This window comes from Chryseobacterium sp. FR048, from assembly GCF_056844665.1.
Map to the genome: position 1 here is coordinate 130,258 of NZ_JBXDSE010000001.1, position 18,934 is coordinate 149,191.

Sequence of the window (18,934 nt, forward strand, 5' to 3'; positions counted from 1 at the left end):
ATATGTTATTAAAAAGAAGAATATCAATCACCTACTTTATAAAACAAATCAAATGGCAGATACTATTCATTGTGGTTTTTGCATTGACTATCGGTTTTGCTCATAGAAGCTCAGTTTTCTCTCACGTGCAGATTCCTTTAAGTGTACTTGCTTTGGTTGGTACGATCGTATCGATTTTACTGGCTTTTAGAACTTCACAGTCTTACGAAAGATGGTGGGAAGCAAGGATTGTCTGGGGAGCTATTGTCAATGATTCTCGATCAATTGTACGAGAAATGATGCAGTTTTTAAAATCTGAAGATTCTCTTGATTTAGAAGTATTTGCAGAAAGACACATCGTCTGGGTAAATGCTTTGGGAGAATCTCTGAGAAAAGTACCTTTTTCAACTAAAGTTGCTGTTTATTTAAAGGAATATAAATTGACGGAATCTAATATTCCCAATTCAATTCTAACGGAACATTCTAAGCAGATTAAAAAGCTTGTAGAAAATGGTAAAATCTCCGAGTTTAATCAGTTACAACTGAACCAAACATTGAGCAGACTTTGTGACAGTATGGGAAAATGTGAAAGAATAAAAAACACCGTTTTTCCGAGATCGTACAGCGTGATGCTCCACTCACTAATTTATGCATTTACTGCCATCTTACCTTTTGGCTTAGATCATTCGCAGTTGGTGATTGAGATTTTGTTATCCATCTTAATCCCTATAATGTTTATCTCAATAGAGAAAACAGCAATCATTATGCAGGACCCTTTTGAAAATTCTCCTGCCGATACCCCGATGACATCAATAGCTCAAACAATTGAAATTAACATTCGCCAAATGATTGGTGATGAAAACATTCCTGTAAAAGTCGATACAGGTTTGTATTATGAAATGTAAGCATAACCACTTGATTAATAATCAAAAAGCTCCCAAATCTGGGAGCTTTTACTTTTTAAACAAAGATTCAACTATTAGTCTTCAGTATTTTTCATTGCCATTAAGAGATTGTACGCTCCTTTTGTAACAAACTGTTTACCCCCCAAATCAGTCTGCAGTATCTCTGTAAAACCATTTTCGGAAGTTCCTGTTTTTACTTCCTTCATTTCAAATTTGTTTTTACCTTTTACTTCAAACACAAAGTTCTTATTCTCAAATCTTACGATGGCATCATTCGGTAATGCAGATGAATTGGTTGTCTGAGCTTCAATATCAGCGTTCATATACATTCCCGGAATCAGCTCTTTATCATAGTTATCAAAATGACAGTGTACTTCTACCGTATTATCTGCAGATACATTCTTGCTGATCAATATAATTTTGGTATTATATTTTTTATCAGGATTAATGTTGGTGTAAGCCAATACGGTTTGTCCGATGGATAATTTGTCAACGTCCTTTTCATAAACATCCAAAGCCAAATGAATATCAGTTGGGTTTACCAGTTCAAAAAGCACTTCAGTCGGATTTACATATTTTCCAATGTTCACATTCACTGCCGATACAAAACCATTAATAGGGGAATAAATATTAACTGTTTTAGAGATATTATTCGGTGATAATGTGGAAGGATTAATCCCAATTAATCTGAGTTTTTGTTCCAAAGATTTGACCAAAACATTCTGTGTCTGATAGTTTGACTTCGTCTGTTCATATACTTTATCACTTGTTGCTTTGCTTACATTCAGCTGCTTTTGTCTGTTGTACTCACTATTATTGTAAGCATATTGTGCTTTTGCCACAAGATAATCCTGTTGAATCTGAATATACTGCGGATCTTCAATAACAGCAATGATTTGGCCTTTTGAAACCTGCATTCCAGGAAGAAGTCGGGTATTTTTTAAGTATCCTCCTAAAGGTACACTTACAGAAATCTTATTTTGAGGGGGAACATCGATTTTTCCATTAACTTTAAGTTTAGTTGCGATGGTTTGATTTCCGATAGCTCCAACTTCAATACTTGCATTTTTATACTGTGCATCGGTTAAAGTAACGATATTACTTTCTGTCTTTGCCGCCACTTCCTCTGTTTGTTCTTCTTCCTTGTTTCCTTTGCAAGAACCAAGTACAAGTGCCGTGCATATAATGAGCATTAATCTGTTCATAATTAGTTATTTGATTTTGAATTAAATTTAAATGATGGTTTAAAAACCAGTATAGCAATGATGGCAAGTATGATTGTCATAATTCCACCGTACAAAAATTCCTTTTGAGGAAAGTTGGACCCTAAAAAACCAGCAATCGGATAAGCAATTGCCCACCATAGATGCGAAAATGCAAAGTGAGCTCCGTAGACTTTTCCCTGATTCTCGGAAGAGATGTTTTCCGCAATAAGTGTTTCTGAAGGCATTTCCGCAAGACTTTGACCTAATCCTGCAAAAACCCACAAGATCATCAACATACTGAACGATGTCCAATTGGCAAAACTCACAGCAAAGCCTAGTAAGAATACTCCTAATATCAATGATATAGCTCTTGTTTTTGATCGGTCAAAGCTTCCTGCAATAAAAGCTGATATAGATGCTCCTATTCCAAAACCTGCCATTATCCATCCGTAATATTTATCATCCAGCAAAAGGGTTGATTTTACATATCCGATAGTGTTGACCAAGATCATTGCTCCTGCAACGGAAGAAACGAACTCTATACTGAGTGCAAACTGCAAAACTTTGTTACCAAATAAAAGACGTATTCCCTTCCAAACATTTCCCCAGGTATTTGAATTTTGGGAATCTTCACTCACTCCTTTTTGTAATGCTGAAGCAGGAATGGAAAGAATAAAAACTGCTGCAATTATAAAAGTGATTCCATCTACAATGAAAATATCCCTTGCTCCTAAAAAAGTAGCCACTACACCTGCTAAAGCTGGTCCTAAAATTCCTAATAATTGGTAAGTTGCTGTTGATAATCCAACGGCTTCTCTGTAATATTTACCATCAACTACTTGAGGAATTACCGTTCTGTAAGTTGGTGTGAAAAAAGCATTGAAGACATTTAAGAAAAATACCAATACATAGATCTGCCATTCTTGGGTAATAAATGGAAGGCAGCACACAATGCCCATCCTGATAAAGTGGGTAACGTACAATATTTTTTTTCTTGATACTTTGTCTGCCAATACTCCTGCAAAAGGAGAAAATATGATAAATGCAGTTACTCTCAAAGTCAATGCACTTGCCAATATGATAGCCGAACGCTCTTTCCCGAATTGGTACGCTAAAAGAGCTAAACCAACCCAGGTAAATGCATCTCCGATCAGACTTATGGTCTGTGCGAGATAGAGCTTTGCAAAAGCTTTATTTCTCAAAGCCAGAAAAGGCTCTGTCAGCTTTTGGACAAACGTTCTTTGGTCTTTAGTTTCCATTGCTGTTAAATTTTGGATCGAACGAATTGATCTCGATCAAACTATTGTTTCGGCTTTTCAGTGCTTCGATATACTGGTTCTGAATATCGATAGCCTGATTGGTTAAGATCACCCATTGAAGATAATCTATATCACCACCTGCAAACTGTTTCTTAGCGGTGGAATTGATGGTTTCCACGTGCTTCATCCCTGTATTCTGAAAGTAATCTACCGCTTCGCTATATTTTTGAAAATCTACTAAAGCGGTCTTATAATTAACTTCAAAATTTTTCAGATTGTATTCATACTCCGCTATAGCGATGACCTGATTAGCTTCCGAAGCTTTAATCTTCGCTTTCTGCCCACCATTGAAGATTGGGATTCCAACCCCAACTAACACGGATTGAAAACGGGGTGTGCTGTTATAATTTTTATTATCAGCTCCCATACCTTTCATTCCCATAATATTATAACCTAAAGAAAGACTTGGCAAAAGCTTACTTTTTTCCACTTCTGTTTCAGCGACGGAAATATCTTTTCTCTGTTTTAAATATTGCAGATAAGGATGTTCAGTAATTGAAACACCATTTAATGAAGTTTTTTCCAACAGATTATTATCCTGAATATCGGCAGTGTAAGCCGTTTCGGTATTTAATAACAATTGAAACTGAAGCTGGGAAATTTCCAGATCTCTTTCCAATTGTTTTAACTGAATGGCAATCTGTCCACGCTGATTCTCAGCGGTTGTCTTTTCCAGAATATTACTTTCCCCAACCTTAAATCGAAGATTGGCTTTACTCAGAAATTCGGCATAGAATTTATCATTTTCCTGTAACAGACTTTTCTTTTGCTGAAGGTAAACCAGATTGTAGTAGACCTGTGCAACGCTTTTACGAAGCTGTGCCTCTTGAACACCCACGTTCAATACACTGTTTTTCCAAACTTCAGTCAAAAGGTTTTTATTTGCGGAATATACTTTTGGAAAATTAATGGATTGAGAAACTCCTGCTCTTACATCGGTATAGAAACTGTTGATTTGTCCAAATTCAGCGGTCACATTCGTAGCCGGAATAATCGTACTCGATTTAATAAGTAATTTATTGTAATCGGCTCTCAATTTCTCATTCTTCACTGACAAATTATTTTCCAAAGCGATGTCAGTCGCTTCTTTTAATGAAATAACCGATTGACCATTTGCATTGAAAACTCCTGCAAAAAGTAAAATAACGATGACAGCTTTTCCGGGTTTTCTTTTAAAGGTAAACTTTCTTTTTTCTACCATAATATAAAGTATTGGTAATACAAAAAGGGTAAGGAATGTAGCAACCATCAATCCTCCGATAACAACTGTTGCCAAAGGTTTTTGTACTTCTGCTCCTTCTCCTGTACTTAAAGCCATTGGTAAAAAACCTAACGAAGCAACAAAGGCAGTCATCAAAACGGGTCTTAAACGGACTTTAGTTCCTTCAAGAACGATATCTCGCAGATTGGTCATTCCTTCTTTTCTTAACCTGTTAAATTCTGAAATCAAAACGATCCCATTCAGTACGGCAACACCAAATAGTGCGATGAATCCAATTCCTGCTGAGATACTGAAAGGCATTCCCCTTAAAGCCAATGCAAAGATTCCACCTATCGCCGAAAGCGGAATAGCGGTGTAAATCAAGAACGCCTGCTTCATCGAACTGAATGCGAAATACAATAGAATCAGGATTAAGGCTAAAGCAACCGGTACCGCAATAAATAATCTTGATTTTGCTTCCTGTAAATTCTCAAATGCACCTCCATAAGTCACATAATAACCCGGTGGAAGTTTCATCTGTTTTCCGACTTTATCCTGCAGTTCCTGAACCATACTCTGAACATCTCTTCCTCTGACATTGAAACCGACTATAATTCTTCTTTGAGAATTTTCCCTTTGAATCTGGTTCGGTCCTTCAATAATGTTGACGTCTGCAATGGAACTTAAAGGAATCTGCTGCCCGTTTGGTGTTGCTACCAATAAGTTTTGGACATCCTCAAGATTTTGTCTTTTATCTCCCAATAATCTTACAACCAGATCAAAACGCTTTTCTCCTTCGTAAACAGTTCCCCCAACAGCTCCAGCGAACGCAGAGTTGACTATGTTATTGACATTTTTAATGTTCAGACCATATTGAGCAATCGTCGCTCTGTTGAATTTGATAACGATCTGTGGCATTCCGGTAACCGCTTCGACATATACTCCACTGCTTCCTTTTACCGAGCCAACAATTTTACCTAATTGGTCTGCATATTTTGCTAATACATCAAGGTCTTCTCCATAAATCTTGCAGACAACATCCTGTCTTGCTCCTGAAATAAGTTCATTAAAACGCATTGCTACAGGATACTGAAAACTGAATGTCACTCCCGGAACGGCTTCTAACTCTTTAGCCATCTTTTCTTCTAATTCTTCGTATGAATGAGCCGATGTCCATTCTTTTCTGTCTTTAAGAATGATCATCATATCCGTAGCATCAATCGGCATTGGATCGGTTGGCACTTCACTGCTTCCCGTTTTTCCCACCACTTTTTCAACTTCCGGGAATTTATCTAAAATGATTTTTGAACCTTTAGAAACGGCATCGATAGAAGTATTGACATTACTGCCGGGTAAAACACGGGTTTCCACCGCAAAATCTCCTTCTGGTAAAGATGGAATAAATACCCCACCTAATGTTGTTAGGATAAAAATAGCAACGACGAACATTGCAACAACAGAAACCAGAATAACTTTCGGAATTCCAAGAACTCTTTCCAATAGACGTTTGTAGGATTTTTCCAGCCTACCCATAATCTTATCCGAAAAGTTCTCTTTAACCTGCACTTTTTTACTTAAAAACAATGCAGTCATCATCGGAATATAAGTTAAGGACAATACAAATGCGCCTGCCAATGCGAAAGCTACGGTCTGTGCCATTGGTGTAAACATCTTACCTTCAATCCCTTTTAAAGCAAAGATTGGAAGATATACAATCAGGATAATTGCTTCACCAAACACTGCTGCATTTCTCATTCTGGTTGAAGTTCCCAATACTTCAGCATCCATTTGCTTTTGAGAAAGGACATTAATACCGGCATAGGCTTTTGAGTGCCTTATTTTATGCATTACAGCTTCAACAATAATTACCGCACCATCGACAATTAAACCGAAGTCTAAGGCTCCTAAGCTCATCAGGTTTCCGCTGACTCCGAATGTATTCATCAGGATCACCGCAATCAACATTGATAAAGGAATAACGGAAGCGACAATAAGTCCTGCACGCATACTTCCTAAGAAAAATACCAGTACAAAGACAACAATTAAAGCTCCTTCAATTAGATTTTTAGTAACGGTACTAATGGAATTATCAACCATTTTGGTACGGTCAAGGAATGCATCAATGACCACACCTTCAGGAAGAGTTTTCTGAATCTGGTCAATTTTTTCTTTGATATTTTTGATAACTTCATTACTGTTTGCTCCTTTCAGCATCATAACAACAGCTCCGGAAACCTGCTGTTCTCCATTATAGGTCATTGCTCCATATCGCGTAGCACTGCCTAATCTAACCTGTGCGATATTACCAATAAGTAAAGGGATACCACTGTCAAGATTTCTAACGACAATATTCTGTATGTCTTCCTGAGTTCCGACAAGACCTTCACTACGGATAAATAAAGCGGTGGGTCCTTTTTCAATGTAAGCACCTCCCGTATTTTGATTATTGTTTTCTATGGCAGTGAAGACATCGCTGATAGAAATATTATTGGCTTTAAGTTTAGCAGGATCAACAGCAATTTCATATTGTTTTAGAAGTCCTCCAAAGCTACTTACCTCAGCAACGCCTTTTACACCAATCAACTGACGACGTACAATCCAATCCTGTATTGTACGAAGTTCCATCGCATCATATTTGCCTTCATAGCCTTTTTTAGGCCGTACAGAGTACTGATAGATTTCTCCCAGACCAGTTGTCACAGGCGCTAATGTCGGCGTACCAAATCCTTTTGGTATTTGATCCTGCACTTGCTGAAGCCTCTCAGAAACTTGCTGTCTTGCCCAATAGATATCAGTATCATCATCAAAAACGATGGTTACTACTGACAGTCCGAATCTGGAAAAGCTACGAAGTGATTTTAATCCAGGAATATTGTTGTTGACCTGTTCAATAGGGAAAGTAATAAGTCGCTCTACATCGGGAGCTCCAAGAGATGGTGCCACGGTAATGACCTGCACCTGATTATCTGTGATATCGGGAACCGCATCTATGGGAAGTTTTTTCACCTCATACACGCCATAACCTATTAAGGCTACGATAAACAGCCCGATAATGAGTTTATTCTTAATTGAAAACTCAATTATTTTATTAAGCATATTTTATTTGTTAAGCATTAAACATCCGAATCGACATAGCCGAACGGGTTATAACTCAAAAGAAAATTTCTTATGAGAATGTCAAATGATTAACAAAAACGAGGGGGTTGCCATATGCCTTCGAGTTGGGCAGATGGAACAAAAGAATTGGTATTGGATAAAGGCTGTTCCTTGATTTCTGGAACAATCTTTAGAAATGTAAATGTATTGACTTGAAAATTAAATACAGTGATAGTTGGCGCATGTACATCTACCGTTTTAAATGGTAGATTTTTATGGCTTTTATTAGCTAAATTATTGTGCTGACTATTGTAAGAATAATGTTCTTTTAAGAATCCTATAAAAGTCTCAGATTCATCATCGTGTTCTTCTTGATGTGAAGTGAAGTGTTCAATAAGATCAGGTATTTTCACAAGCTGACTTCCCACACTAGTTGTAGATAGGAATACAATCAGAAGAAATATGGAAAATACTTTTTTCACTTTTGCAAAGTTATGAAAAGAAATTAGTTTATTTCTAATTTTCGTAATTTTAAGTGCATCCAAGACATTAAATATTAGAAATAATATATTTAAATGTATTGATTTAATTAAAATTTGGCAATTATATATTATAGTGTACCAGATTATATCTATGTAAATTTTCTCCATTATCTAACAAATTAAATCTCTATCAAATTCTTCGCAAAAATATGCTTGTAATTATACAAGACACTCGATCAAACTAAAGATTAATAATGTAAATATCTATTATTTCAAATACTTGAAAATTAAAGGGCATCATTTTTAAAAGTGTATTATGCCACTACTAAAAATATTCTATTCAAGCATTCGAGTTTTTTAATTCTTCATTTTTTTAAGCAAAGGAATATAAGAACTGTGTTCTAATAAAGTTAACAACTCCAAAAGCTCTGCGCTACAGCATTTTCATAACAATTTCCTTTTCTACTCATGCTTACCGTGCATTAATATATAATTATCATTGTTGTAAGCAGAACAACACTTATTTACTTATATTTGATAAAACGTAAATATAACTATGAAGACATCTGGAGAAGAAAAAATTGTTGAAGAAATTATTGAAGAACTTACTACAGAAATTATTAAAAACCGTGATAATGTATTAAAAACGGCATCGTTAATTTTAAAAAGAGATGTTTCAATTCAATCTCTTCATGGAATTATTGGAGGTAAAAATAATACTTATGTTGATAGCGTCAGAACCCGATTTTCTGATTTTAATGATTTTTTCTCAAACTGGCTTAAAGGGTTAAATGATGATTTTGAGGAGAGCCGAAAAGCGTATCTACGTCGAAATGATGAATTTGATTGGGATGCTAAAGCTGCATTTCGAAATGTGCTACTACTTCAAAATGAAGATGTCTACTACTATACTCAAAAATTTTTAGAGAGAAATTTTTTCAAAAATCTTAATGAAAGACTTAGATTAAAACCCGATGAAAATTTATGGGCAATTTGGTTTGGATACGAACTCTCCTATGGTTTATTAATTGCCCCAAAAATGATCAATGGTGTTTGGGGAACTGATAAAAGTGACATTAGAAAAGTAAAATTTAATTATTGGACTATTGGTCACATAATGGAAACAGGATTGATTGATCCCACATTAAGCACACCCGTTAAATTCAAGTCTTTGGAGGACTTATATACTTTTTTTCAAAGTGTATTAAAAAGGTTATCTAAATCTGAATATGAACAACAGATTTTTGATATGTATATCGAATATATTAAATCGTCAGCAGATCCTTTGAATGAGCCTTTTTTAATCCCTGAATTTAGATATGCCGGGTTAGTCAAAAAACATGAACACAGGCTTGATTTTACAATTTTACACCAACATAGTATAGATTTTATTGGTATTGAAATAAGCCCAGCATCATCACACATGCAAATTTCTAATTTAAAGCAAAAACAAAATTTAGCCAATGAGGAATTGAAGAAGAAATGGGAAAAAGAAATGACTAAAAGAAATAAGTATTTTGATAGTTTTGGAATAACAACCAAAACATTTACCGATACCGATTTAAAAGATATTCAACAGTGTTTCGAACAAATTAAGAATGTATTAATCAAACGTCCTACTGACCCTACTTGTGTAAATGACCAAAGAGTAAGACTTCACTCATTTGATCACTGATTATAAAAAATTTCTTCAGAATACCAATAAACAATTTTGTCAAAAAATAAGACCATAAAACTTTTTTTTAATGCACGAGAAAAGAATAGAGTTAATAAAAGCGATCCGGTTATGGATGGAAAAAAATGATCTCACGAGAGATACAACTATTTACACTATTGAAGAATGGAAAGAGCGTGAAGAATCATACCATAATGAAAGTGATTTCGTTATCTCTACTGAGGGAGAACTTTATCATATTCTTAATTTTGGTTCAGTTAACCAACAAATAGAGTTTGAAGATTTAGTTGATTCGTTTGGATTCTTTTACGAATTTGGTCACTCATGGAATTTGGGGTTCTACTATAGTCAATCAGAAGAGGAAGTTAAGACAACAAAATTAATGTCATATTCCGAAAAACTTAAGGATCAAAGGTGGCTTGAAAAGCGAGAACTCGTAAAAGAGAATGCCGAATATAAATGTCAGGATTGTGAATCAACTACTGCGGCTCTTGAGGTTCATCATTGTTATTATCAATTCGGAAGAGAACCATGGGAATATCCTTTGGATGCATTGAGATGCCTATGTCGTTCCTGTCATGAAAGAAGGGGGAAGTTAGAAACTGTTTTACGTGCAAAATTTGCAGATCTTTCTTATGATGAACTAGATGTTTTTAGAAAATTGATTTCAAGCTCAATTTTATCCTTTAACAGACATGCATTCTTTTCATTTCTTTATTCAATGGGTTCTGACAAAGATCTGATGGATTATAATTACGAAGATTTGAAAACCAGAAAAAGATTTGAAAACACATAAATTTGTAAAGATAAATTAATTTGAGTTTCATCTTTACTACTTAAAAATTACACTAAATAATGGAAGATAAATCATTGGATATTTTAGGAATCAAACCTTATGGAGAAATTCTTAAGATTGTTACAAAAGAAAGCGTAGAGGGCGTTAAAAAATTTTTAGAAATTGTCTGCAAACCAGCGGCTGAAGAATTTGGTTTTCTTCTCTCTGATAAGATGAGGATATGGAGGCTTAGTAATATTATAAAAATCCTTGAGAAAAGCAATGGAAAACTGGAGTTTGACGGTGAAAAAATTCAATTAAAGAAGATACATCCAAAATTGGTAAACAGAATATTTGAAGACGGTTCTCTAGAAAGTGATGAACAAATTCAAGAATTTTGGGCAGGCTTAATTGCATCTTCGGCAGAAGAATATCCAAATGACAATAATATTATTTACTTTGAGATTCTGCGCCAACTTACCAAAAGTGAACTGTTGCTGTTGAAATATTTTTGTGAAAATTCAGAAATAGAAACCAATCCTCATGGAATAGTACAGACTAGGTTAGGCATCATCATGGACGCTGAACAGTTATTCTCTATTGTTAACTCTAATGACTTAAATCAACTCAATACCGAAATAAATCATTTAAAAGGACTGGATTTAGTTGAGCAAGGGTTTGGACTTGCCAGTGGATTTTTCGAAAAGGAAGATGTATTAAAGGTTGGACTGAAAATGTCTCCTCTGGCTATTAATTTATTAAGAAAATGTTTTTAATATCTAAAACTTGTCGTCTTATCTCGTACTAAATATTATATATTAGTTAACACCTTAATTATTAACTCAGTACATGTTAACAACTATTCCCAGAACTGAAATTGAAAATAGAATCAAAGAAATTGAAAATGATAAAAATGCGCCATTGATTTCGAAAAGGCTCAATTCTGCACATATTATCACATTAAATACAAAAACCTGGTTTGAATCTTCAGATAAATATTGGGAAAGAAAAACAAAGAAGGATTACACCTTTCCTCTCTCTATTGACAAAAAATATTTACCAAGAGCCCTATTAATTGTAGATTCAATTATAAAACTATTAGAATATCGAGGCCATCAGTTCAAAATAAATCAAAACGGTTGTTGTGTAGTTTTAATGTCTGGTAGAGAAATTACTATGAGCTTGAGAAATGTTGGAAAATATCAAGATAACAATATGGGTTCGTACAATTCAAGAGAATTTGTATTTACAGAGAATTTGTGTATCCAAATTTATGAAGATACCTGGAACCGGAAGGAGTGGAAAGACACCCCATATGTTCCTTTAGAAGAAAAAATTGTTAGAGCCGTGGCATATGCTGAGCTCTACGGTGAATATTCAAAACAGTATCATCTTGATTTGAAGGTGCGATGGAGAGAGCAAGAGATCATAAGGCAAAAAGAAATTGAGAAAAAGAAAGAAATTGAAAGAGAACAGAAGGAGATTGAAAATCTAAAAATCGCGGCCAATAACTTTGATGAAGCCAAGAAAATTGAAAATTATTTACAGGAAAGGAAAAAATACTTAATCAGCAATAATCTTTTCACTAAAGAGGAACAAGATTATTATGAATGGGGAATGAAGCAATACCAAATTTTGAATCCTCTATTAAACATAAGAAAGGTTGATTAAAAATCATCTATTTATTCAACAACCAATATGACAACAAAAGACAAAAGCTTATCTTATTATACCAAAAATCAGGAATAATAATTAGATCACATAATTTCATTGTCTAAAATTATATGAAATGGAGATTATAACTAATAACGATCTTGATTTACTAAGATCCAATTTGATTAAAGACTTTGAAAAAATATTAGATCTAAAGCTCAATTGCCAAGAAAAATTGGTAGACTTTGATTGGTTAAGAAGTAGAGTCGTTCGAAAACTACTGAGTATTTCCCCAGCTACCTTACAAAATCTAAGAGTAACTGGAAAAATAAGGTATAAAAAAATAATGGGATCATATTATTACAATAAATACGATCTTCAAAATTTATTCAATGATGTCAATTGATATATCAAAAAAAGGATTACTTTATCTTGACATCATTACAAATGATGCAAGGCTCAATGTTTGGCATATTAGTTTACTAGTTGCAATTGTAGTCCTGGCCTATCGGCAAAATGAGAACCATAATATTCGTGTCAGCAGAAGTAAATTAATGTTGCTATCTCATATTGATACCGCTCCTACCTATCATAAATATTTTAAACAGTTGCAAGAGTTTGGGTACATAAAATACACCCCCTCCTATCATCCAGCATATCGAAGTACTATAAAATTACTAAATCCCTTTTTCAGCTGTATAAAAGACTAAAACTCAATATATTTTATATTGAGTTTTTAAATGCTAAAATTTCAGCGGGAGAAATTTCTCAAAATAGCTTCATTGTAACAAGCTATATAGTGCTGGGCTTCGGAATAGAAATGTGGAAAATGACCATTAGCTCTAGTCATCAAAGATAAAGCATGTGCTATATCCTCAATTCTCACATCTCCTTTTCTTGGGGATAATGGAATAAACAAAACTCCGTTAAAAGTTATAATTGAATCTACCATAATATTTAATATTAATTAATAATTCACTGTTCAATCGATTTTAAAATCAATTAAATAGCGTAATTATGATAATCAACTATTATGTTGGTAATTGGTGAATACACCCAGCCTTACTATGGACTTATATCATTTTTGAAACGCAACAAAAGTTCATAATTAATTATTAATGTTTGCATTTTAAATAATTTTATAATTAATTTCATACAGTCAAAAATGCTTCATGGCACACAGATATTCAGATACGGAAAGAATTGATTGGCTAAAATCATTGAATAGTAATTTCAATAAACAAAACTGGCATAAGGATACTGTTTTTCATCCTAGTCATATAAACCATTTCAGCTTTTTTAAAAAACTGAAACGGTAAAAGAATTTATAAATCCTGGTAAGATATGTGGAATAGAATATGCTTACGCTTACAATTGTCCTTCATATAAACATAAGAACTGGCGATATCAATGGTTAGAGTTTTTTACAGATTTAAAAAGATTAGATCGTGTAATTGACAATTTTGATACATTACAAAAAGTATCCGACCATATTCATTATGCTGAAGAACCTAAATTAGTTCATCAGTATGGAGATCATTATTTTACAATGGGAGGGCAACATCGTTTATGCTTAGCCAAATTTTTGGAAATTCCGAAGGTCGAAGTACTCGTCACAAAATATACATTAGACAAAGAACTGTTTACAAGAGAAATGAGATTTGTCAAGCATATTCCCCAACTAATAAAAGAAAAATTTTTAACTGAAAAGTTTTCAACTGAAAGTCAATATGATTTTGCTCTTTTACAAATCGCTAATGACAGTATATATGTAAAAAAGCGCCATATCGATTATCTTCTAAATCGTTATGAAATATTAAAAAAAGCGCCATTTAAAGGATATTATAATGTTTGGCGCTCGTTCTCGATAGAGGATTATAAAAGAAATCACATCGATGATGATAATTTACTTTATTTACTGGACGCCATTTTATTAAAACATAAGTCATCAAAATTTTAAATATTATTAACTAATGATTATCACACCTTAAGAATATCTTAATTATTTTTTTTGAGATTCCCGATATTCATCAAACTCTCGCTTAAATTGTAATAGAATTGTTTTAAGATCATCATCCCTTATTTCATCTTTATGTGTATTCAATTTGCTTCTAAGTACCTTCATTTCATGACCGATTGCTTCCTGCTCTGTAATAGCATATTCTTCGGTTTGCTTTACTGAATGATGACCAAGCATCTCTTTAACAACATGTATTGAAACTCCATTATTAAGTGTTACTGTACTGGCAAATGTACGACGAGCTTTATGGGTATTAAGAGTTTCGTATATTCCACAAAGCGCAGCAATCTCCTTTAAATACTCATTCATTTTCTGATTTGAACGGACAGGAAGTACTGTCCCTTTTTCATGACACGTAGGATGATTATTGTATTTTGCTATTATTTCGAGTGCTTTTGGAAGAAGTGGAATATCAGTACTAGACTTTGATTTTTGTCTGTTTGACATGATCCACATAGATCCATCGTTACCTTCTTTGATATCTTGCCACCTTAAATTAAATACATCAATATACGCAAGCCCCGTATAACATTGAAAAACGAAAATATCTCTAACTACTGATAAACGATTAGATGAAAACACTTTTTCTTCGATACGTTGAAGCTCCATTTTGGTTAGAGGCTTTTTTTTCACTTTTGTTTTTTTTCCACTAAACAGTTTAAAAGGATCTTTAGGAATAATATCTTTGGCAATAGCTCTGAGAACAATTTTTTTAAAATTACTGATGTATTTCAGTGAGGTATTATTGGAACATGCTCTTTTAGTACGTAAATAATGATTGTAGTTTTTGATAAACTCATAATTAAGTGAGGCAAATGTAAGATCATCACGATTAAATTTGAACTGGATAAATTCTTTAACATGTGAGCACGCAGTTTGATATCTTTTTAAAGTACCTTCTGCATATTCACCTTTTTTAACAAGATCAGCTATTTCATTATTATGTTCCTGAAATTCTTCTAAGACTTTATTTCTACGCTTATTCTTTCCGTTAACATAATCAATTAACTCAATTGCACTTATTTCTTTTTCTTGATTTAATAATTCAGTTCTATAGCTATTAATTTTTGTGGTAATAGAATCTAAAAAGAAATTTAACTCCCGTGCATCTTCCTTTGTTCCTAAGGCTCTTTCTTCTTTCTGGTTCCACCTTGATATCTCCCATCTTCTTTTTGTTGAAGTTTCCTTTGCTACTCCATCAACACTAATTCTCACGTAAACCGATCTATTGGTCTGTAATTTGTTTTTCGGACTTTTAAGAAAAAAATTCAGTCCATAACTTTGTTCTAACATAAATTAAGCTTTAAAGATTCATAAATATCGAACCAAAGCTTAAAGTAGTCAAGTCGTTAATCTATTTTACAAGTTGAAAATCAGTGATTTATTTTATTTTTTGTGGCGCCTTTTTCAAAAATCTGAAAGTGCCACGAATGTGCCACAAACATTAAGACTATTTTTGAAAATTTTGCAAATAGGTATGCACAAAAAAAATCTCGCAAATCATTGATTTTGCGAGATTTAAATATTTTTTAATGCTTTTTAAAAAGTTTTTAATTAGCATTCTGCGGAGAGTGAGGGATTCGAACCCCCGGACCTGTTACAGTCAACAGTTTTCAAGACTGCCGCAATCGACCACTCTGCCAACTCTCCCTAAACCCCGGCTATACCGTTGTTTTCAGTGGTGCAAATATAGAACGATTTTTAATCTCTGCAAAACTTTTGTAACACAAATTTTAACAAAACTTAATAATAGACTAGAAATCAAGGGAATTATTTTTCTCTAAAAGATTAGACTAATAGGCACAAAATGAGTATTTATTAAAATATACTGAAAAGTAAATGCTCGGAAATTTATATTTTTACATATTTATCAATCCTATAATGCAATAAAAACTATCCATGAAAAGTGAAAAAAACAGATTAATAGCATTAGAGAGAATAGCAGAAGTACGCAAAAACAAATCTTTTTATTTAGATCTAAGTGCCTTAAATTTATATGAGCTTCCTGATGATATTTCAGATTTAAATCACTTAATCGAAATTGATTTGAGTTATAATTTTCTAATAGAGATGCCGCAATCTATAGCAAATCTTTCAAATTTAAAAGAACTAAACTTATCAAATAACTACATATCTACAATAGAATTTAAAGACGGAGTATATTATTTACTTAAAAAAGTAGATATTTCAAATAATTATATTTATAAAATTCCAGATAGTTTAAATTTATTAATAAACTGTGAACAAATTATCTTTAAAAACAACCCTTTTTTAAGAGGTCTTCCTTTATCTTTTCAAAATTATGATATTTGGTATATTCAAGAGTTTTTTAATTTAAATAGATATAAAGAAACACAAAGACTTTATGAAACAAAATTAATTTTTGTTGGAAGAGGAGAAGTGGGTAAAACAACATTAATTAAAATTTTAAAAGACAATTCTACAGAGGTACATCTTGGAAAAGAAGAAACAACCCACGGAATTACAATTGATCACATCAACATTGATGTCTTTTTCCCCGCACGTCCACCACATTACAATCATCATTCCGAAATGACAGATATATATTCAGTTTATACTTACGAAGAAGTGGATGAGTATGAGATTGACTATGATTATAAAGTCGGAGACAATTATTATGAAAGCTATCACCCTATCTTTTCGGAACTAGACGAAGAAGACAAAATTGAGTTGATACAATATAAGGATCTAGGGAATGACTATGCAATCAAAAAAGAAATTAAAACAAATTTATGGGATTTTGGTGGTCAAGAAATATATCATTCAACTCATCAATTTTTCCTAACCAAAAGATCTATATATATTTTTGTATGGGAACCTAGAAAAGATGGTGTAGAAGAAGAGTTTGAATATTGGTTAAATATTATAAAATTATTAGGACAAAATAGTCCTGTTATAATTATTATGAATAAATCAGATATTAGATATTACCCTATTGATGAAAATGTTTATCTTGAAAAATTTCCTAACATAAAAGGCTTCTTACAGATCTCTTGTATTAAAAAACGAGGTATCAAAGACTTGAATTTAAAAATAAATAATTGTATTCGTGAGTTACCCCATCTAGGAGATGAGTTACCAGCAAACTGGATTGAAATCCGTAATGAATTAAATAAAATAAATAAAGATTATATAAATATTTCTGAGTTCAAAAGTTTATGCAGTAATTATATAAGTAATTTAAATGGTAGACATATTGAACTTATTAGTGACTATTTACATGATGTTGGTGATATTATTCATTTTAAAAACTCTCCTTTATTAAGAAATATACTTATAATAAATCCCCAATGGGCCACTAAGGCTGTTTACTCATTAATAGATACTATTCCTATTCAAAAAAAACATGGCATTTTTGAGTATGAGGATATGGAGAAATATTTAGATTTACAAAAATACCCAGTAGAGACTCATATCCAGTTACTTGAGCTAATGGAAAAGTTTGAGATTTGTTTTAAAGCAGTAGGAGCATCAAATATTTATATAATACCGGAACTTTTGAGTAGTGAAATTCCTGATAAACAAAGTGTAGAAAGAATAAAAATAGATAAAGAGTCTCTTAGGTTTAGATTTAAATTCAACTTTATGCCAACTGGCATTTTAAGCAGATTAATATGCAAATTATTTTATTTATTAAGCTCCGAAAACTATTGGAAAAATGGAGTTATTTTTAGCTATGAACAATCTAGTGCTTTAATTATCTCTGATAAATTAAACAAGATTCTTGATGTATATATTACAGGTCAAAATAAAAGAGATTTATATGGGCTTATTAAAAATGAATTAAGTCAGATATATAAAATTTTCAATATGGTAGAAGGTGAAGATTTTTATGAAGAAATCCCTTGTAACTGTGAAATTTGTAGTGTAGATAAAAATCCACATTACTTTCGAAATTCTATTTTAAAAATGTTTCTTGAGAGGAATAGAGATACAACAGATTGCTTGAAATCTATTCTACCTATTAAAATTAGTGATCTTTTATTTATATATAGAAATTCAAACCCTAATAAAAGTTTAATTTATAATATATTGCCTATAATTTCAAGACTTCAAGGCCTATCCAGATCTATTGAAACCTCCGAAGACTCACGTAATTCATATGTAAGTGATGCACTCTCACAATTAGGATTAATAAGTAAAGATCAATCAAGATGGGGTTTATCTTCATCTGGGAAAAGTATGGGAGAAATTGATATAAGAATCGAAGAAAAAGAAGGTGAATTTTTAACATTTTACGAAGGAATAAATTTACATTATCTTAATAAAAATACAATTACTAGTCATATCGAAAAAGTTATAAATAAATATGATGTTTTAGGTGTTTCTGAAAAGTTTTTATGCTGTTATTGCACTTGTGTAGATTTTGCTACTTTATCAAATAATTACTTTGAATTCTTAAATAATTTTGATCATGAAAATATTACATTTACTGATATATTTGATGCTACTTCTGAATTTACAAGTCGTACTGAATTAAGAATTTTTAAAACATACTATTATAAATCAGAACGCAAAATTTCATTAACCCATATTTTAATTAATCTCCAATAAGTTGTTAGCCTAAAAAAGGATAAATGTAAAAATCTTACAACAAATATTT

The 18,934-nt window shown here is 32.6% G+C and carries 13 protein-coding genes and 1 tRNA gene; 8 read left to right on the plus strand and 6 right to left on the minus strand.

Annotation, left to right across the window (positions count from 1 at the left end; genetic code table 11):
- The first annotated feature begins 2 nt into the window (after nt 1-2).
- Nucleotides 3-884, plus strand: a complete 882-nt coding sequence (locus AC106K_RS00570) for a bestrophin family protein (RefSeq protein WP_482442830.1) — start codon at nt 3-5, stop codon at nt 882-884.
- A gap of 74 nt (nt 885-958) precedes the next feature.
- On the opposite strand, the gene AC106K_RS00575 is transcribed toward AC106K_RS00570, so the two are convergent.
- From AC106K_RS00575 to AC106K_RS00590, 4 genes are all read right to left on the minus strand, one after another.
- Nucleotides 959-2,089, minus strand: a complete 1,131-nt coding sequence (locus AC106K_RS00575) for an efflux RND transporter periplasmic adaptor subunit (protein ID WP_482442831.1) — start codon at nt 2,087-2,089, stop codon at nt 959-961.
- Nucleotides 2,090-2,091: 2 nt separating this feature from the next.
- Complete coding sequence (locus AC106K_RS00580) at nt 2,092-3,348, minus strand: MFS transporter (RefSeq protein WP_482403357.1); 1,257 nt, start codon at nt 3,346-3,348, stop codon at nt 2,092-2,094.
- A complete protein-coding gene (locus AC106K_RS00585) occupies nt 3,338-7,705 on the minus strand; it encodes a CusA/CzcA family heavy metal efflux RND transporter (protein WP_482442833.1) in 4,368 nt (1,455 codons plus the stop codon). Before AC106K_RS00585 ends, AC106K_RS00580 begins: the two co-directional genes overlap by 11 nt.
- An 89-nt stretch (nt 7,706-7,794) precedes the next feature.
- Nucleotides 7,795-8,250 carry a hypothetical protein gene (locus AC106K_RS00590; RefSeq protein ID WP_482442835.1) on the minus strand — a complete coding sequence of 152 codons (456 nt, stop codon included), beginning with the start codon at nt 8,248-8,250 and terminating at the stop codon, nt 7,795-7,797.
- 493 nt (nt 8,251-8,743) lie between these two features.
- Between AC106K_RS00590 and AC106K_RS00595 the strand changes: the two genes are divergently transcribed.
- The 6 genes from AC106K_RS00595 to AC106K_RS00620 all read left to right on the plus strand — a co-directional run bounded on the left by AC106K_RS00595 (nt 8,744) and on the right by AC106K_RS00620 (nt 14,250).
- Nucleotides 8,744-9,862 carry a hypothetical protein gene (locus AC106K_RS00595; protein ID WP_482442837.1) on the plus strand — a complete coding sequence of 373 codons (1,119 nt, stop codon included), beginning with the start codon at nt 8,744-8,746 and terminating at the stop codon, nt 9,860-9,862.
- Between the two features lie 70 nt (nt 9,863-9,932).
- Nucleotides 9,933-10,658 carry an HNH endonuclease gene (locus tag AC106K_RS00600; protein ID WP_482442838.1) on the plus strand — a complete coding sequence of 242 codons (726 nt, stop codon included), beginning with the start codon at nt 9,933-9,935 and terminating at the stop codon, nt 10,656-10,658.
- A 59-nt stretch (nt 10,659-10,717) separates the two neighbouring features.
- A complete protein-coding gene (locus tag AC106K_RS00605) occupies nt 10,718-11,413 on the plus strand; it encodes an Abi-alpha family protein (RefSeq protein ID WP_482442839.1) in 696 nt (231 codons plus the stop codon).
- Nucleotides 11,414-11,486: 73 nt separating this feature from the next.
- On the plus strand, nt 11,487-12,308 hold the full coding sequence (locus AC106K_RS00610) for a hypothetical protein (RefSeq protein WP_482442840.1): 822 nt from the start codon (nt 11,487-11,489) through the stop codon (nt 12,306-12,308).
- A gap of 374 nt (nt 12,309-12,682) precedes the next feature.
- The gene (locus tag AC106K_RS00615) at nt 12,683-13,000 is read left to right on the plus strand and encodes a hypothetical protein (RefSeq protein WP_482403335.1); all 318 of its coding nucleotides are present in this window, start codon (nt 12,683-12,685) and stop codon (nt 12,998-13,000) included.
- An 839-nt stretch (nt 13,001-13,839) separates the two neighbouring features.
- Nucleotides 13,840-14,250 carry a hypothetical protein gene (locus AC106K_RS00620; RefSeq protein WP_482442842.1) on the plus strand — a complete coding sequence of 137 codons (411 nt, stop codon included), beginning with the start codon at nt 13,840-13,842 and terminating at the stop codon, nt 14,248-14,250.
- Between the two features lie 42 nt (nt 14,251-14,292).
- On the opposite strand, the gene AC106K_RS00625 is transcribed toward AC106K_RS00620, so the two are convergent.
- Nucleotides 14,293-15,603: a site-specific integrase gene (locus tag AC106K_RS00625; protein WP_482442844.1), complete on the minus strand. Its 1,311-nt coding sequence runs from the start codon at nt 15,601-15,603 to the stop codon at nt 14,293-14,295.
- Between the two features lie 272 nt (nt 15,604-15,875).
- Nucleotides 15,876-15,960 (minus strand) — tRNA-Ser (locus AC106K_RS00630).
- A gap of 249 nt (nt 15,961-16,209) precedes the next feature.
- Here AC106K_RS00630 and AC106K_RS00635 point away from each other — a divergent pair.
- On the plus strand, nt 16,210-18,885 hold the full coding sequence (locus AC106K_RS00635; protein ID WP_482442845.1) for a COR domain-containing protein: 2,676 nt from the start codon (nt 16,210-16,212) through the stop codon (nt 18,883-18,885).
- The last annotated feature ends 49 nt before the right edge of the window (nt 18,886-18,934 follow it).

Excerpts from the sequence above, each read along its gene's own strand:
- AC106K_RS00620 (WP_482442842.1), top strand. The coding sequence starts at position 13,840 with ATGGGAGGGCAACATCGTTTATGCTTAGCCAAATTTTTGGAAATTCCG.
- AC106K_RS00635 (WP_482442845.1), top strand. The coding sequence starts at position 16,210 with ATGAAAAGTGAAAAAAACAGATTAATAGCATTAGAGAGAATAGCAGAA.
- AC106K_RS00615 (WP_482403335.1), top strand. The coding sequence starts at position 12,683 with ATGATGTCAATTGATATATCAAAAAAAGGATTACTTTATCTTGACATC.
- AC106K_RS00625 (WP_482442844.1), bottom strand. The coding sequence starts at position 15,603 with ATGTTAGAACAAAGTTATGGACTGAATTTTTTTCTTAAAAGTCCGAAA.
- AC106K_RS00610 (WP_482442840.1), top strand. The coding sequence starts at position 11,487 with ATGTTAACAACTATTCCCAGAACTGAAATTGAAAATAGAATCAAAGAA.
- AC106K_RS00600 (WP_482442838.1), top strand. The coding sequence starts at position 9,933 with ATGCACGAGAAAAGAATAGAGTTAATAAAAGCGATCCGGTTATGGATG.
- AC106K_RS00605 (WP_482442839.1), top strand. The coding sequence starts at position 10,718 with ATGGAAGATAAATCATTGGATATTTTAGGAATCAAACCTTATGGAGAA.
- AC106K_RS00570 (WP_482442830.1), top strand. The coding sequence starts at position 3 with ATGTTATTAAAAAGAAGAATATCAATCACCTACTTTATAAAACAAATC.
- AC106K_RS00580 (WP_482403357.1), bottom strand. The coding sequence starts at position 3,348 with ATGGAAACTAAAGACCAAAGAACGTTTGTCCAAAAGCTGACAGAGCCT.
- AC106K_RS00585 (WP_482442833.1), bottom strand. The coding sequence starts at position 7,705 with ATGCTTAATAAAATAATTGAGTTTTCAATTAAGAATAAACTCATTATC.
- AC106K_RS00575 (WP_482442831.1), bottom strand. The coding sequence starts at position 2,089 with ATGAACAGATTAATGCTCATTATATGCACGGCACTTGTACTTGGTTCT.
- AC106K_RS00595 (WP_482442837.1), top strand. The coding sequence starts at position 8,744 with ATGAAGACATCTGGAGAAGAAAAAATTGTTGAAGAAATTATTGAAGAA.